Source organism: Rhizobium esperanzae, from assembly GCF_014197615.1.
Classification (GTDB): Bacteria; Pseudomonadota; Alphaproteobacteria; order Rhizobiales; family Rhizobiaceae; genus Rhizobium; species Rhizobium esperanzae_A.
The window spans coordinates 20,940-37,059 of record NZ_JACIFY010000012.1; the positions used below are offsets into that span (position 1 = coordinate 20,940).

10 protein-coding genes are annotated in these 16,120 nt (G+C 63.1%); 1 reads left to right on the top strand and 9 read right to left on the bottom strand.

Going from position 1 to position 16,120, the window contains the following annotated elements:
* Window positions 1–94 precede the first annotated feature (94 nt).
* The 9 genes from GGD57_RS16950 to GGD57_RS16990 all read right to left on the bottom strand — a co-directional run bounded on the left by GGD57_RS16950 (window position 95) and on the right by GGD57_RS16990 (window position 14,149).
* Complete coding sequence (locus tag GGD57_RS16950) at window positions 95–2,809, bottom strand: ABC transporter ATP-binding protein (RefSeq protein ID WP_184471500.1); 2,715 nt, start codon at window positions 2,807–2,809, stop codon at window positions 95–97.
* Window positions 2,810–2,957: 148 nt separating this feature from the next.
* Window positions 2,958–4,124 (bottom strand): glycosyltransferase family protein, encoded by a 1,167-nt coding sequence (locus tag GGD57_RS16955; protein WP_184471501.1) that lies wholly within the window; start codon window positions 4,122–4,124, stop codon window positions 2,958–2,960.
* A complete protein-coding gene (locus tag GGD57_RS16960; RefSeq protein WP_184471502.1) occupies window positions 4,121–5,368 on the bottom strand; it encodes a glycosyltransferase in 1,248 nt (415 codons plus the stop codon). The genes GGD57_RS16955 and GGD57_RS16960 overlap by 4 nt, the downstream gene beginning before the upstream one ends.
* A 9-nt stretch (window positions 5,369–5,377) precedes the next feature.
* Complete coding sequence (locus GGD57_RS16965; protein WP_097611638.1) at window positions 5,378–6,583, bottom strand: glycosyltransferase family protein; 1,206 nt, start codon at window positions 6,581–6,583, stop codon at window positions 5,378–5,380.
* A gap of 96 nt (window positions 6,584–6,679) precedes the next feature.
* Window positions 6,680–7,852 (bottom strand): ABC transporter permease, encoded by a 1,173-nt coding sequence (locus GGD57_RS16970; protein WP_184471503.1) that lies wholly within the window; start codon window positions 7,850–7,852, stop codon window positions 6,680–6,682.
* Window positions 7,852–8,850: an ABC transporter permease gene (locus GGD57_RS16975; protein WP_085739742.1), complete on the bottom strand. Its 999-nt coding sequence runs from the start codon at window positions 8,848–8,850 to the stop codon at window positions 7,852–7,854. Before GGD57_RS16975 ends, GGD57_RS16970 begins: the two co-directional genes overlap by 1 nt.
* 3 nt (window positions 8,851–8,853) lie before the next feature.
* Window positions 8,854–10,761, bottom strand: a complete 1,908-nt coding sequence (locus GGD57_RS16980; protein ID WP_184471504.1) for an ABC transporter substrate-binding protein — start codon at window positions 10,759–10,761, stop codon at window positions 8,854–8,856.
* Window positions 10,755–12,650 (bottom strand): ABC transporter ATP-binding protein, encoded by a 1,896-nt coding sequence (locus GGD57_RS16985; RefSeq protein ID WP_184471505.1) that lies wholly within the window; start codon window positions 12,648–12,650, stop codon window positions 10,755–10,757. The genes GGD57_RS16980 and GGD57_RS16985 overlap by 7 nt, the downstream gene beginning before the upstream one ends.
* 155 nt (window positions 12,651–12,805) lie before the next feature.
* Window positions 12,806–14,149 (bottom strand): adenylate/guanylate cyclase domain-containing protein, encoded by a 1,344-nt coding sequence (locus tag GGD57_RS16990; RefSeq protein ID WP_184471506.1) that lies wholly within the window; start codon window positions 14,147–14,149, stop codon window positions 12,806–12,808.
* 630 nt (window positions 14,150–14,779) lie between these two features.
* Here GGD57_RS16990 and GGD57_RS16995 point away from each other — a divergent pair.
* Entirely contained in the window at window positions 14,780–16,117 is a 1,338-nt protein-coding gene (locus GGD57_RS16995; protein WP_184471507.1) for a nucleotide sugar dehydrogenase, read from the top strand.
* Window positions 16,118–16,120 lie beyond the last annotated feature (3 nt).

Sequence of the window (16,120 nt, forward strand, 5' to 3'; positions counted from 1 at the left end):
TTTCAATCCCCTGCCGCATGGTTCTTGGAACCAGGCGTCTTCAAATTCCGGGCGTTCCCCCGGGAACGCCTACCATCGCCGCCCCAATAGAATATTACGATAACAGTTCCTTGAACATACCGTTTTTCTCGGAAAGTTCCGGATAGTTGCCGGCCTCCGCCAACCCGCCGCGGTCGAAGAGCAGGATTCGGTCGAACAGCTCGGCGAGGCGCGCATTGGAGAGCACCCAGATGATCGCCGGGCGCTCGCCTTCCTTGTGCAGGTCTTCGACGATATTGCGGGTGATCTGATCCTGAACGCGCTGGTCGAGCGCCGACAGCGGCCGGTTGAAGATGAAATAGTCCGAGCGTTTCAGAAGCGCGCGGGCAAGATTGAGCTTCTGCCGCTGCACCATGGTCAGCCGCTTGCCGCCGGAGCCGACGTCGAATTCGAGCCCGATCGCCAGCACGTCGTCGTAAAGGTCGAGCGCGTCGAAGAGTTCGCCCATGATGGCGCGGATGCGATCGGAGGCGTCGGCCTGCTGATAGGCGATGCGGCCGAACAGCACATTGTCCATCAGGCTTGCCGACGGGGTGAAACGCTCGGCGTCGTAACGCTCGATCAGCTCGGCGAGATCGGCCGGAATATGCTCGTGGAACTGCTTGCGGGCGCTGACGATCTTGGCCATCAGCTCGTCGGTCAGCAGGCCGAAGCGGTGGCGCGGCTCGATATAGGCAAAGCTCAATCGGATAATCGCCGACCGTTCCTCGGGCGTGGCATCCTCGAAGCGGCGGCTTTGCAGCTTCTGCAGCAGCGCCTGATAGGTCGGAATGTCGTCCGCCGTCATGAAGGTCAGTTGCTGGAAGAAAGGATGGTCCGGCGGCAGATCGTGGAACAGTTCCACCGCGTTCTCGGCGATTTCGAGGCCCATGGCGTAAAGATCGGTGCTCAAGCCCGTCTCGCGGAAGAGCTGCTGGAAATAGGGATGCGCGGCCAGCCTGCGATTGGTCATCAGCGGCCGCTTCATCGTGCCGAAGAGCAGGTTTTCGCCGACCGTTGCCTGGGCGTTATAGGCGTCGAAATCGAAAGGCACGACGATGCCGTCGAGACCCTCGTCGCGCAGCCGGTCTCTGAGCGAGGCGCGCAACGCCACGACATGATCGCTGACCGCCACATGAACGTCGGTATTGACGTTCGAGCGCAGCGCCAGGTCAAGAATATCCTGCGAGATCAGCACCGCGTCGAGCACCGGCCGGATCGCTTTCAACAGGTCCTCGGGCCCGCTGGCGCCGGCCGCCTTGTAATCCACCCAGTCGCTGTTGAGGTCGAGCGTCGGATTGCCGGCCTTCACCGCTTCGATGGAGTGCCATTTATATTCCTGCGCTTCCTTCTCGTCATAGACGGCGTCGGTCATCGGCGCATGCTTGAGACCGTAGAGCAGATTGCTGGCAAGCGAGCCGTGGAAGAAGAACGTATCGGCCGAGGCATAGGAAATGCGCCGGCCGGTGATCGATTCCGGCAACTCCAGGAGGTCACGGCCGTCGATGGTGATGCGGCCGGAATCCGGCCATACCATGCGTCCCAGCGCTTCGGCGAAGGCTTCCGCGCCGCTGCCGTTCGGGCCGACGATCGCCACCGTCTCGTTCGGCTTGATCTCGACGGAAACGTGATCGACGAGGCGGGCGCCGCTATCGTCGGAGAGCGAGAGGTTGGTGACGACGAGTGCGCTCGTCAGCGCGCCGACGGGGGCGATCGCGAGTTCCTGGATGCGGCTGTCGATCAGCGGCTCGACGTTGAACTGCTCGTAGACCTGCTGGTATTTCACCTGCACGTCCTGGCGCATCTGGTCCCAGTCGATCAGTTCCTTGAGCGGCCCCGGCAGGTCCTTATAGGCCGAGATGACGGCGACGAGCTGGCCGATGTCGAGCCGGCCCTGCAGCGCCAGATAGCCGCCGATCGCGTAAAACAGGAAAGGCGTGACCTGGGCGAGGAAATTGTTGATGAACTTCACCAGGAATTTCCACTGGTAAAGGTCGTAGCGGATCGAGAAGATCCGGCCGAGCCGCGAGGCGATGTCGGCGCGTTCGAGGTTGGATGTGTCGTTGCCGTGGATCGTGCCGATGCCGTCGACGATTTCGCCGACGCGGCCGGAAAGTTCGCGCGCCGTCAGCTGCCGCTGGCGGCCGAGATCCAGCAGCCGCTTGCGCATGCGGGGAATGACGACGGCCTGGACGCCGACGATGCCGGCGGCGATCATGCCGAGCCAGAAATTCTGCACGATGATGAAGGCGAGCGCGGTGATCGCCTGGCCGCCGAGAAGGGCAGGCGAGACGAAGGCATCGCCGGTGAAGCCGCCCATCGGCTCCACCTCGTCCTTGATCATGGTGGCGATTTCGGCCGATTTCACCCGCTTGAAGTGAATAGGCGGGAAACGCAGCACCCGGTCGATCAGCTCGAAGCGAATGCGGCGCAGCATGCGCTCGCCGAGCCGGCCCTTATAGGTGTTGATGTAGAATTTGAAGAGGCCGTTCAGTACCACCAGCGCCAGAAACACCAGGCTGAGGGCCATCAGCATCTGGAAGCGGTTGAGCTGCAAGCCTTGAAAGAATTCGACATGGCCGATCAGCGGAATGTCGTAGGCAATGTGCATGAAGGTCTGTCTTGCGCCCGGGCCTTCGAAACCGTCGCCCTGGATCGGTCCGTTGACGATCTGCTTCGGCAGGTCGAAGGACAGGAAGTAGGGCACCATCGAGGCGGCGACGACAGCCAGAATCCACAGCTGCTGCAGCCGCGTGTTCTTCCAGATGTAGCGGGCGAGGCTTTTTTCCATGGCTAACCGTCAGCTTGCTGGGAAATTCCGGGGGCCGGGATGGGGAGGATTCTCAAGAACAGGACCATGCAGCCGGACCGCCGATATCGCAATGAAAACAAGGCGAAGCGACCGGCTGCAGAAACGCCGATTCTCGCCGGAACAATGCTTATATCACAGGAATTTTGGATTGGGCGAGGGATTCGGCAATCATGGAGCGAATGACGCCGGCGGTTTTCTCCGCTCCGTCGAGATCGAGCAGGACCGGCTTGCGCCCCGGTGCGGCGAGCGCCCTTTCGACCGCCTCTTTCACATGGTCCGGCGTCAGTCCTGTTTCCGGCAGGATCTCGGCGAGGCCGAGCGCCTGCAGCCGTTCGGCGCGCACCGTCTGCTCGGTCTCGCCGCCGGCGACGAAGGGGATGAGGATTGCCCGGCATTCGGTACGCAGGAGATCGCCGACCGTGTTGTAGCCCGCCTGCGAGATCGAGACTTTGGCGCCACGCAGCAGCGAGGGAAAATCCTTGCGGAAGCGAACCAGCGTCACATTCGGGGGAGCGTCCAGCGCCAAGGCGGCGAAATCGCTCTCCGGCAGGTTCGGCCCCGCTATCAGCAGCCAGCGGAGATCGGCGGGCAGCATCGCCGCCGCCTCTTTGGCCGCGCCGATCAGCGCCGCACCGACGGCGCCGCCGCCCGCCGAGGCGATGACATCGAAGGTTTCAGTCGGTTCCGGTGCCGGCGGGGCTGCGACAAGGCCGGTATAACGCAGCCTGTCGGCGATCTCAGGTGTCAGCGGGAAAGTGTCTTCTAGCCTGACGAAATCGGGATCGCCGTGGACGAGCACGGCGTCGAAATGCTCCCTGACCAGCGCTGCGGTTTCCGCGTCGCGGCCGGCCTTGCGGTTTTCCTGCAGGATGTCGCGCACCGAGCTTAGCAGTTTCGGCCGCGGCTCGGCCTTTTCGATCGCCGCGAGCAAGGGCAGCAGTTCGAAGCGCATCTGCCGCCGGCCGAAGGGGAAGGCTTCGATGATGACGACATCGGGCCTTGCGGCATGAAAGGCCTCGAGCAGCAGATCGCGGCGGGTGCCAAGGAAATCCTCGCCGGCGGGCCGGCCATCGGCATCGGCGAGACCGGAGAAACCGGCATTGCTGGCAACGACCGCCGGCAGGGCCACGGTCTTCACGCCCTCACCGGGAAAGCCCGGCACCGGCAGTCCGCCGGTGACGACGGTGACGTCGAAGCCGTCCTTGACGAGCGCGTTGGCGATGCGGCTGGCACGGGCGATATGGCCGATGCCGAGCAGATGCTGGACGTAGAAGAAGATACGCGGTGCCGTCATGAGGCCTTCTGCCATTCGGCCTCGAACAGGCCGGTGAGCTGTCTGATGCTGGAGTGATAGTCGAAATCTTCGCGCACCCGGCTTTCGGCGGCATCACCGAGGCGCTGGCGCAGCGCCGGGTCGCGGATCGCTTCTTCCAGGGCTCTCGCAAGCAGCGCCGGATCCTCCGGCGGCACGACCAGACCGTTTTCACCGTTCTTCAGGAGTTCCGGCACGCCGGATACTTCGGTCGAGATGCAGACGAGCCGCTGGCTCGATGCTTCAACGAGGACGTTCGGCAGGCCGTCGCGGTCGCCATTGGCGGCGACCCGGCAGGCCAGCGCGAAGAGATCGGCGCGGCGGTAATGATCGAGCACGTCTTCCTGTGCCAGGGCGCCCTTCCAGACGATGCGGCCGGAGAGGCCGAGTTCGGCGGCCAGCGCCTTCAGTTTCGCAAGCTCCTCGCCGCCGCCGATGTGATCCATGCGCCAGTGGAGATCGGCGGGTAGCAGCGCCAGTGCCCGCAGCAGCACGTCGTAGCCCTTCTTCTCGACGGCACGGCCGACGCTGAGGATGAAGGCCGGGTCGTCGGGGTTGGTGCCGGTGCGGTCCGAACGCGCGCCGGCAAAATGGCCGAAACGGGCGAGATCGAGGCCGTGATAGCTCAAATGCACCGCGTCCTTGCGGGATGTCAGGCCCCGCATGTGCTCGTAACCTGTTCTGGTGCAGGTGACCGCCCAGCGGGCGCTGCCGAGCTTCTCGTTGAGCTCCCAGTCCGGCGACGTCCAGATGTCCTTGGCGTGTGCCGAGCAGGTCCAGGGCGTGCCGGTGAGGATGCTCGCATATTCCGTCACCGAGGCCGGCGTGTGGATGAAATGGGCATGCAGCCATTCGCCGCCGTCAGGCCATTCGCGCGCCAGCACCAGCGCCTGGCCGAGACGGCGGAAGCGGTTGCGCGAGATGTCGCGCTTGAGGTCGGCGAGGAAACGTTTGATCAGCGCCTTGAAGCCGGGTTTCGAAAAACCGGCGACGAGGCCCTTCAGCACACGGATCGGCTCCTCATGCAGATATTCCGGCAGGTAGACGACGCGCGCCCGGATCTCGTCATGGACCGGGTGGCGCTTCTTGTCGGTCGGCCGGCGCATCGAAATCAGCGTCAGGTCGAAGCCGGCCTTTTCGAGGCCGAGCAGTTCCTGGGCGATGAAGGTTTCCGAAAGGCGGGGATAGCCTTTCAGAACGACGAGGATCTTGCGGCGTGGCGGCAAGGCTGTGCCCTATTCTGCGACGAGGGCAAGGTGGCTGGCGCGGCCGTCGATCCATCGGCCGACGGTCTGCGAAATATGATCGAGCCCTTCGAGATGCATGTTGCTGCCGCTCTTCGACGGCGGCAGGCGGGAGGGCAGGCGCTTCAGCGCCTCGGCCATGATCTTCGGATCGACCGACTGTTCCGGCAGCAGCATGTCGACGAGGCCGAGCTCGCTTGCCCGTTGGGCGCGCAACAGCTGTTCCTCGCGCGGCTTGACGCGGGGCACGATGAGGGCCGGCTTGTCGAAGGAGAGGATCTCGCAATAGGTGTTGTAGCCGCCCATGGCGACGACGCCGATGGCGCCGTCGATCAGCTCTTCCATATGGTTGTCGAACTCGATCACCTCGATATAGGGAATGGCTTCGCCCTTCTGCACCAGCTTGGCGCGCTCGGCGGCCGGCATATAGGGCCCGAGCACGACGAGCGCCTTCTGCGTCAGTGTCGGATCGGCCTCATAGGCGTTCATCACGTCGTGGACGAGATCGGAGCCGTCGCCGCCGCCGCCCGTGGTGACGAGGATGTAATTGTCCTTGCGGGCGTTGATCGAGGTCTTGCCCTTGGAGACACTGCGCTGCAGGAAGCCGACGAAATCCATCTTCCGGCGCAGGCTGGCCGGGACGTCGAGGCCGACAAGCGGATCGTAAAAATCGGGCGGACCGTAGACCCAGACGCTGTCGTAATACTGGTCGATCTTCTGCATGATGCCGTTCTTCTTCCACTCGGCCTCGAGCAGATGCGGCGCGTCCATGATCTCGCGCAGCCCGAGCACCAGCACGGTGCCGCGGGCCTTGAGATAGGCGAGCGTATCCTCGACCTCGCCCTTCAGCCCCATCGGTTCCTTGTCGACGATGAAGATATCGGGCTGGAAGGTCTCGGCCGTGTGGCGGATGCTCGATTCGCGCATCTTCAGCGTCTCGTGCAGATCGATATGGCTGGCAAGCGACGTATATTCGCCGTTGCGCAGCTTGATGACGCTCGGGATCTTCACGAAGTCGACACGGGCGCGGTAGTCGAAGGCGCCGGCGATCGTGGCGCCCGAAATGATCAGAATGTTGAGGCCGCGATAATCCTCGACCAGCGCATGGGCGATGGTGCGACAGCGGCGCAGATGGCCGAGACCGAAGGTGTCGTGGCTGTACATGAGGATGCGTGCATCTTCGAGACGTCTGGCCATGGGCGTTTCCTCTGGGGCGAGCAACATATTTAGCACCCCCACCGTCCGGAGGCCATGCGGCGGGAGCGATGCCGTGAGGCACCGCCGAGCTTGCTGTTATTTGTAGGGATCTGCCGCATCACGCAAGCCGTCTCCCAGAAAGTTGAACGCCAAAATGACAAGAACAACAGGAATGATCGGATAGAGCAGCCAAGGATAAAAGGCGATGACGCTGACGCTTTTTGCCTCGGTCAGCAGAATACCCCAGCTGGTGATCGGCGGGCGAAGGCCGAGGCCGAGAAAGGAGAGCGCGGTCTCGCCGAGGATCATGCCGGGGATCGAAATCGTCGCCGACGCAATGAGATGCGACATGAAACCCGGCACCAGATGCCGGCCGATGATGCGCGGCGTGCTGGCGCCCATCAGCTGTGCCGCCTGCACGTAATCCTCCTCGCGCAGCGCCAAAAGCTTGGAGCGCACGGCACGCGCCAGCCCGGTCCAGTCGATGATGCCGAGGATGACGGTGATGCCGAAATAAATGACGATCGGGCTCCAGGTCACCGGCATGATGGCGGCCAGCGCCATCCACAGCGGCAGGCTCGGCAGCGATTGCAGCACCTCGATCAGGCGCTGGACGATGAGATCGAAAATACCGCCCCAGTAGCCGGCGAGGCCGCCGATGACGATGCCGAGCACGAAGCTGATCGAAATGCCGATCAGGCCGATCGTCAGCGAGATCCGCGCGCCGTAGAGGATGCGCGAGAGCACGTCGCGGCCGAGCCGGTCGGTGCCGAGCAGGAACATCTGACCGCCGATCGCCGGGCAGACCAGGTGATAGTTCGAGGCCACCACACCCCAGAATTTGTAGGAATCGCCCCGGCAGAAGAAGCGGATCGGCTGCACGTCGTTCGGCCTGTCGGTATAGACGCGGTGCAGCGTGTCGAGATCGAGCGTCATGCTGCGGCCGTAGACGAAGGGGCCGACGAATTCACCCTTGTCGAAGAAATGGACGCTTTGCGGCGGCGCATGGATGAAATCGACATTGCGGGTGTGCAGGCCGTAGGGCGCCAGGAACTCGACGATCAGGATCATCAGGTAGACGGCGGCGAGAAAGATGCCGGAGATCAAGGCCAGCTTGTGCTGCTTGAACTTCCACCACATCAGCTGCTTCTGCGAGGCGAGATGGATGCGCGATTGCGCCGCCGTCATGGTTTCGGTCGCATGCGGATCGAAAGGCGCCGTCGAGACGTAATGGGGAAGCGGCGCGCCGGGTGCGGGAAGGGGCGACATTATTTGGTGCTCCTGCCTTGCAGACGGATGCGGGGATCGAGGAAGCCGAGCGCGATGTCGGAGATCAGCACGCCGATGACGTTGAGGAAGGCCAGGAACATCAGGAAGGAGCCGGCCAGATACATGTCCTGGCTCTGCAGCGCCTTGATCAGCATCGGTCCCGTCGTCTCCAGCGACAGCACGATGGCGACGATTTCGGCGCCCGAGATGATCGACGGCAGGATCGAGCCGATATCGGCGACGAAGAAGTTGAGCGCCATGCGCAGCGGATATTTGAGCAGTGCGCGCATCGGATGCAGGCCTTTGGCGCGGGCGGTCGTCACATATTGCTTCTGCATTTCGTCGAGCAGGTTGGCGCGCAGCCGCCGGATCATGCCGGCCGTGCCGGCGGTGCCGACGATGATCACCGGGATCCACAGGTGAGAGAGGATCGACCGCGCCTTCTCCCAGCTCATCGGCGCCGAGATATATTGCTGGTCCATCAAATGGCCGATCGAGATGCCGAACCAGATATTGGCGAAATACATCAGGATCAGCGCCAGCATGAAGTTCGGAATGGCGATGCCGAGCAGGCCGAGGAAGGTCAGCCCGTAATCGCCCCAGCTGTACTGGTGCGTGGCCGAATAGATGCCGATCGGAAAGGCGATCAGCCAGGTGAGCAGGATGGTGGTGAAGGAGACGAGGATCGTCAGCCACAAGCGATCGCCGACCACGTCGGAGACCGGCAGCTGGTATTCGAAGGAATAGCCGAAATCGCCGTGCAGCATGCCGCCGACCCAGTAGAAATAGCGCACGATCTCCGGCTTGTCGAAGCCGTATTGCTGGCGCATCTCCTCGATTTCCTGGAGGTTGGCAGTTTCGCCGGAGGCGCGCAGCTCGGCGATCTGGCTCTCGAAGAAATCGCCGGGCGGCAGCTCGATGATGGTGAAAACCAGCGCCGAAATGACGAAGAGTGTCGGCACCATGGCGGCGATACGCCAGAGAATATATCTGAGCACGCCTCAGGCCTCCTTGTACCAGAATGTATCCGGCATGTAGATGCCGAGATAGGAGGTGGGATCGAAGCCGTAGAGCGCTTTCGCCGGCATGTTCTGCAGCTTGGCGGCGCGAAGGATCGGCTGCAGCGTGCTGTTGATCAGGCCGATCGAGAAGACCTGCTGCGTATAGAGCGACAGCATCTTGTGCCAGATCACCTGGCGCTCCTCGAATTTCGCCGTCGAGCCCCATTGGCCGAGCAGATCGACCAGTTCGGCCGCTTCCGGCAGGTCGGGTGCTGCGCCCTCCTGGCCGGCGGAGAGGTAGTGCATGCCCCAGAGCGGCCATTGCAGCTGATCGTCGAGCGTCGGCGCCAGCCCGGAGGGCGACATGTCGGCTGTGGGAACGCCATTGTCGAGGCCGTACCAGATCGACATCATGATCGTGCCGCTCATGGCGCGGTTGCGGAAGACATCGCGCTGCGAGGTGCGGGTATAGAGCGCCAGGCCGATATTGGCCCAGTGATCGTGCACCAGCTCCAGCACGTCGGTATCGAGATTGCTCTCGCCGGCGGTCTCGACGGTGATCTCGGCGCGCCGCCCGTCCGGCAGCAGCCGGATGCCGTCGTCGCCGCGTTTGGTCAGGCCGAGTTCGTCGAGCAGGCGGTTGGCCTCGTCGGGATCGAACTTGACGAAGGCATCGGCATATTCCTGCTTGAACAGCGGGCTGTCGGGCAGGACGGTATCGGCGCTCGGCGTGCCCAGGCCGTAGAAGGCGACCATGTTGATCTCGTGCCGATCGATCGCCAGCGACAGCGCCCGGCGCAGGCGTACGTCGCGGAACAGGCCGCGCCACACCTCGTCGGCGCAGTTGAGGTTCGGCAGGAGCGTGATGCGCGAGCCGCGCGCGACCTTCCAGAGATCGACCTTCACCGGGAAGCGCTTCTCGGCCTCCTTGAGGAAGGTATAGTCGTTGAAATCGATGCCGGTCGCCTGCAGGTCGGCTTCACCGGCCCCGGCCTTGGCGGCGATGATCGACGAGGAGGAGACGTTGAGGATGAAGCGGTCGAGATAGGGAAGCTGCCTGCCGGTCTCGTCGACGCGGTGGAAGAACGGGTTGCGCTCGAAGACGAACTGCTCGGCCGGCAGCGGCGTCCTGTTGTGCCAGGGATCGAGGGTCGGCAGGTCGGGATTTTCCGGCCGGTAGGATCTGGCCATCTTGATGTGCAGGTCCTGCCATTTCTTGGCGCGGTTGGCCTGCATCATCTGTTCCATCTTCGCCTGGTCGGGCTGATACTTCTTGTGGAACTGTTTGAGGTAGTGCGCCGGCCCGACGATGACGAGCGGTATCGGTCCTGCCAGGGTCGGCAGGAACATCGGGTTGGGTTTTTCCCAGGTGTAACGCACGGTCAGCGCATCGAGCATCTCGAAGCGCGGCAGGCTGCCGTGCGGGCGAAGCTCCAGCGCGCCGCCGCCCGGCGTCAGCTTGTCGTTCAGGATGACGTCTTCCCACCAATAGCGGAAATCGTCGGCGGTGAACGGCTGGCCGTCGGACCATTTATGGCCTTCGCGCAGCGTGAAGGTGAAGACCGTGTCGTCTTCCGATTGGAAACCGGCGAGAATGTCAGGCTGGAACTGCAGGTGCTTGTCGTAGCCGACCAGGCGGGCATAGCCGTAGATCGTCATGAAGCGGATGTCGCGCTGGCTGCCGATGATGGTGCGCACCGTGCCGCCATAGCTGCCGGGTTCGAGCCCCATTTCCTTCAGGTTGACGATGCGCGGGCGGGTTGGAAGGCGCTCGGCCATCGGCGGCAGGCTGCCTGAGGAGAGCTGCTCCTTCAGGAATTCCGGCTCGCCGGCCTGTTGCGCCCGAAGCACGGAGGGCGCGATCGCGGCACCGACGAGGCCGCCCAGAAAAATGCGACGCGTCACCATGAGCGCAACTCCTTGGCATCGGCGCCCTTGCGGGCGCGCACCAGATGGCCGTCGCCAAGATCGGCATAGGCAAGCTCGGAAGCGTCGTCATGCTCGGCGGTGAAGGTCGCGCCCCAGTTCTGCTTGTCGGCGGCGCCGTTTTCCCGGAGCGCCTTGAAATCGAGCGGCCGGTCGAGATCGGGGAAGGGGACGGCGGCGAGCAGCGATTTCGTATAGGGGTGCACCGGATCGCGCAGGATGATCTCGCGCGGCGCGATCTCGACGATGCGGCCCTTGCACATCACAGCGATGCGGTCGGCCATGTAATCGACAACGGCGAGATTGTGCGAGATGAACAGATAGGTCAGCCCCAGCTCCTTCTGCAGGTCCTTCAACAGGTTGAGGATCTGCGCCTGGACGGAGACGTCGAGCGCCGAGACCGGCTCGTCGAGGATGACGAGCTTTGGCCCGAGCGCCAGAGCGCGGGCGATGCCGATGCGCTGCCGTTGGCCGCCGGAAAAACTGTGCGGGTAGCGGCTGAGATAACGCTTGTCGAGGCCGATCGCCGCCATCAAGCCTTCGACCTTGCGCTTGCGCTCGTCGCTGTCGCCGCGGTCGTGGATCTCCAGCGGTTCGCTGAGGATGTTGCGCACCGTCATGCGCGGCGAGAGCGAGGAGACCGGATCCTGGAACACCATCTGGATCTTGGTGCGCAGTTCCTGCAGCTCGGCGCCTTTGACGGACAGGACGTCGATGACTTCCTTGCCGTCGTTGAAGACGACAGCGCCGCCATCGGGGGTGATGGCACGCATCAGGATCTTGCTGAGCGTCGTCTTGCCGCAGCCGGATTCGCCGACGAGGCCAAGGCATTCGCCGCGGCGGATGTCGAAGCTGACGTCGTCGACGGCGTGCACGACGGCGGCTTCCTGCTTGCCGAGGAAACTGCGCTTGCGCGTCTTGTAGGTCTTCGAGAGATTGGTGACCGAAAGCAATGTGCCCGGCGCTTCGGCCTGCAGCGGCTTCTTCTTGCCGACGAGGGTTTCGAGATTGACCGGCACGTCGCGCAGCGCCTTCAGCCGCTCGCCGGGTTTCATGTCGAAATGCGGAACGGCGGCCATCAGCGCCTTGAGATAGGCATGCTGCGGGTTGCGGAAGATCGCCTCGACCGGCCCGGCCTCCATGATCTCGCCGTGATAGATGACGACCACCTCGTCGGCCATGTTGGCGACGATGCCGAGATCGTGGGTGATGAGCAGCATCGCCATGCCGAGCTTGGCCTGCAGATCGCGCAGCAGTTCGAGGATCTGTGCCTGGATCGTCACGTCGAGCGCCGTCGTCGGCTCGTCGGCGATCAGGAGCGCCGGCTTGCAGATCAGCGCCATGGCGATCATCGCGCGCTGGCGCATGCCGCCCGACAGTTCGAACGGGTACATGTCGTAGGTGCGGTGCGGATTGGAGAAGCCGACGAGGCCGAGCATCTCCTCGGTCCTGGCGCGTGCTTCCTGCTTGTCGACGTCGGTATGGATCAGCAGCACTTCGCTGATCTGGTTGCCGACGGTGTGCAGCGGCGAGAGCGAGGTCATCGGCTCCTGGAAGATCGTCGCCATGCGCTTGCCGCGCAGATCGCGCATCTCTTCGCTGTCGCGCGGCAGCGACAGGATATCGGTCGTGCTGCCGTCGAGCGGATCGGTAAAGAGGATGCGGCCCGACGCCTTGGCCGGGTTGGGCAGGATGCCCATGACCGACTGGCTGATCACCGATTTGCCGGAACCGGACTCGCCGACGAGAGCGGTGACCTTGCCCGGAAGGATGCGAAGATTGGCTTCTTTTACGACACGCAGCCGGTCGCCGAAAACCGAGAAGGAGACGTCGAGATTTTCAATACGCAACAAATCCGCTGCAGACGCCATACCAATGAAATTCCCCAGTCTTCTGTGTTCCCGTTAAGGCACACTATCGTACCGCAAACGGGGTGTCTAGCAGATGACAATTGCGGGAAAACTGTCGCGTTCCGTCAAAGTTCCCTTAGGCGAAGCACGCAGATTGAGGACGGAGTCTTGGCGTTTTACTGGATGAATTTCTCCATGCTCGTCTGCTTGACCTGTTTCTTGGCGTCGCGATGCAGGAGGATGACCTGCTCGGCTTCCGACAGCCCGTTCTGCACCGCCTCGCGGAAGCTGTCGTCGACATTGATCTCGGGGGCCGGGGCGCGCGGCTGCAGCACCGTGACCTTCTGGCGGATGCCGCGCAGCTTCTCTTCGCCGAGCCTCGTCCATTCGCCGCCGCAATAACCGGCGAAAGCCTGGCTGGCGACGACTTCGCGGCCGTATTTCTTGGTGAGGATCTGCAGCCGCTGGACCTCGTTGACCGCCGAGCCGAAGGCGGAGAAGGTCAGGCGGTCCTTGAGGCCGACATTGCCGAACATGACGTTGCCGACATGCAGGCCGATGCCGTAGCCGACCTTGCTGAGGCCCTTCTGCTCGCGATCCCTGTTGAGTTCGGCGACCCGCGCCTGCGCCTGATGAACGGCCGAAAGGGCGGCCTCGCAGGCGATTTTCGACGGATCCTTGTGGCGCCCGCAGGGATAGACGGCCAGGAAGCCGTCGCCGAGGAAGCTCAGGATCTCGCCGCCATTGCGGTTGAAGGGAGCGGCGATCGCGTCGAAGAACTGGTTCAGCGTGTCGATATAGGCCTGGCGGCCCTCTTTTTCGGCATACATGGTGGATTCGCGCATGTCGCCCATGACGAGGGCGGCGCGGATCGTCTCGCCGTCGCCGCGGCGGATCTGGCCGTTCAGCACCCGTTTGCCGGCATCGCCGCCGAGATAGGTGGTCAGCATATTGTTGGCGAGCTTGCCGAGCACCGCCATCTTGGCGGCGACCGCCAGATGGTTCTGCATCCTGATGAGCGCGTCGATCATATCGTCGGAAAAGCCGTTATGATGATCGGTCGACCAGGAGCCCATCATGCCCTGCACCGAGCCGTCGCCGAAGGGCTGCACGAAGGCGAGGTAATCGGTGATGGCGTCCTTGCGCAGGTCCTCGAAGATCGGGAATTCGGCCGGCCCTTCCTGCATCAGCCGGCGGCGGATGTGCTGCAGATTGTTGTCGAGCAGGTAATAATAGGGGCTCTGCAGAAAACGGTCCGGCTTCTGCCCGGCCGGCATGCGGAAGCCCTCGATGGTGACGCCGCTGGCGCGCCGCCAGGTAAAGCTCAGCGCGTCATAGAGCGGATGCAGCATCGAAAAGGTCAGATGCACACGCGCGATCGGCAGGCCGGCGGCGGCGAGCCTTTCGCAGAAGCCGCGCACGATGTTTTCAAGCTCGTCTCCGGCCAGCGAAGAATTCGTCAGCCATTCAGCGACCCGATCCAACAGGATGGACGACACGCTGGATTCGATCGTGCTCATTCTCGGTATGATCCTCATCAGGCACGCCCATCCCCAAGAGCCAAAAATCCCCCGGCCGGCACATTTTCATGCGCAGGTCAAAAGGAAATCAGGATGTACGAGCGGTATTATTTGTCAACGATCTGCCGAGAGCCCGGCAGCGGCACCCCTCTGCTCCCCGGTCGGAGATCGGACGGGCAGTCCTTTCATGGCGGTTCACTGTCAAAAGTCAAAATAGGGATGCTGCAAATGCGAAACAATGGGACGGAGATTTTTTTGTGCGCTGAAGTTGCAGCAAAGGCGGCAGCCGGGGCATTTCGGCCACACCCGGCTAAGGGGTTTTCGATGTGGATATCGGCGAGGCCGAGCATGGGGTCCTCGGGTCAAGCCCGAGGACGACGGAGAGTGGGGTGGATTCTGGAGCAAGAACAGCGAAGAATATGGGTACCAGTTGCGACTTTTACGTGAGCTTTGCCGGCGCCTTCATCTTCTCGACGCCCGCCGACCCCGGTCGAGGGTGACTGTAGCCGGTGAGGGGCAGCTTTTGGGCGCCAACCGGACGGCATTGCCGCCAGGGAGAAGCAGCTGGGTTTAATTCCTCGCGATCATGCACTAGATCAGCTTCCTCTTCCCTGTTTGAAAGATCCCGCCTTGGCCACCTCCACTTTCGACACGCTTTTGCAGAAGATCGAAACCCGCGCGGCGCGTGCCGGCGTCATCGGGCTCGGCTATGTCGGCCTGCCGCTGGCGATCGCGGTGGCGCGCAGCGGTTTTGCGGTGACCGGCTTCGACATCGATCCGGGCAAGATGGTGGCGCTCGAGGCCCGCCGCTCCTATATCGACGCCGTCAGCAACGAGGCGCTTGGCGCCGAGATCGAGGCGGGGCGCTTCCAGGCGACGACCGATTTTGCCGGTCTTGCCGCCTGCGACGTCATCATCATCTGCGTGCCGACGCCGCTGACCAAGCACCGCGATCCCGACCTTTCCTTCGTCGAGGCGACGTCGCGCTCGATCGCCGCGCATTTGCGCCCGGGCCAGCTCGTCGTGCTGGAATCGACCACCTATCCCGGCACCACCGACGATATCGTCAAGGTCATCCTCGAAGGCACCGGGCTGAAATCCGGCGCGGACTTCTTCGTTGGTTTCTCGCCGGAGCGCGAGGATCCCGGCAACCAGCATTATCATACCGCCACCATCCCGAAGGTCGTCGCCGGCGACGGCGTTGAAGCGCTGGCGCTGATGAAGGCTTTCTATGGCGCTGCGGTCTCGACGGTCGTTCCGGTCTCTTCGAATGCGACGGCCGAAGCGGTGAAGCTTACGGAAAACATCTTCCGCTCGGTCAATATCGCCCTCGTCAACGAATTGAAGACCGTCTATGCGGCGATGGGCATCGACGTCTGGGAAGTGATCGACGCGGCCAAGACCAAGCCCTTCGGCTACATGCCCTTCTATCCCGGGCCCGGCCTCGGCGGTCATTGCATCCCGATCGATCCCTTCTACCTCACCTGGAAATCGCGGGAATACGAGCTGCCGACCCGCTTCATCGAACTGGCCGGCGAGATCAATTCGGCGATGCCGCGTTATGTCGTCGGCAAGCTTGCCGAAGCGCTCGACATCCGCGCCGGCAAGGCGCTGAGCCGCAGCCGGGTGCTGGTGCTCGGGCTTGCCTACAAGAAGAACGTCGCCGATATCAGAGAGAGCCCGTCGCTGCGGCTGATCGAGATCATCGAGGAACGCGGCGGCCGGGCCGATTATCACGACCCCTTCGTTGCCGAGATCCCGCCGACGCGCGAATACCAGGTGCTGAAGGGCCGCAGATCGGTAGCGCTGACGCCGGAAGCGATTGCCGGCTACGACGCGGTGCTGGTCGCGACAGACCATGACGGCTTGGATTATGCGACGCTTGCGAAAAGCGCTGCGCTGATCGTCGACACCCGCAACGTCTTCAATCGGCTCGGCCTTTCGGCCGATCACGTCATCAAGGCGTGACGG

Bases quoted from the DNA above. Each gene is read 5' to 3' on its own strand.
- GGD57_RS16965 (WP_097611638.1), bottom strand. From the start codon at position 6,583: ATGGCCAGACGTCTCGAAGATGCACGCATCCTCATGTACAGCCACGAC.
- GGD57_RS16985 (WP_184471505.1), bottom strand. From the start codon at position 12,650: ATGGCGTCTGCAGCGGATTTGTTGCGTATTGAAAATCTCGACGTCTCC.
- GGD57_RS16990 (WP_184471506.1), bottom strand. From the start codon at position 14,149: ATGAGCACGATCGAATCCAGCGTGTCGTCCATCCTGTTGGATCGGGTC.
- GGD57_RS16955 (WP_184471501.1), bottom strand. From the start codon at position 4,124: ATGACGGCACCGCGTATCTTCTTCTACGTCCAGCATCTGCTCGGCATC.
- GGD57_RS16970 (WP_184471503.1), bottom strand. From the start codon at position 7,852: ATGTCGCCCCTTCCCGCACCCGGCGCGCCGCTTCCCCATTACGTCTCG.
- GGD57_RS16950 (WP_184471500.1), bottom strand. From the start codon at position 2,809: ATGGAAAAAAGCCTCGCCCGCTACATCTGGAAGAACACGCGGCTGCAG.
- GGD57_RS16980 (WP_184471504.1), bottom strand. From the start codon at position 10,761: ATGGTGACGCGTCGCATTTTTCTGGGCGGCCTCGTCGGTGCCGCGATC.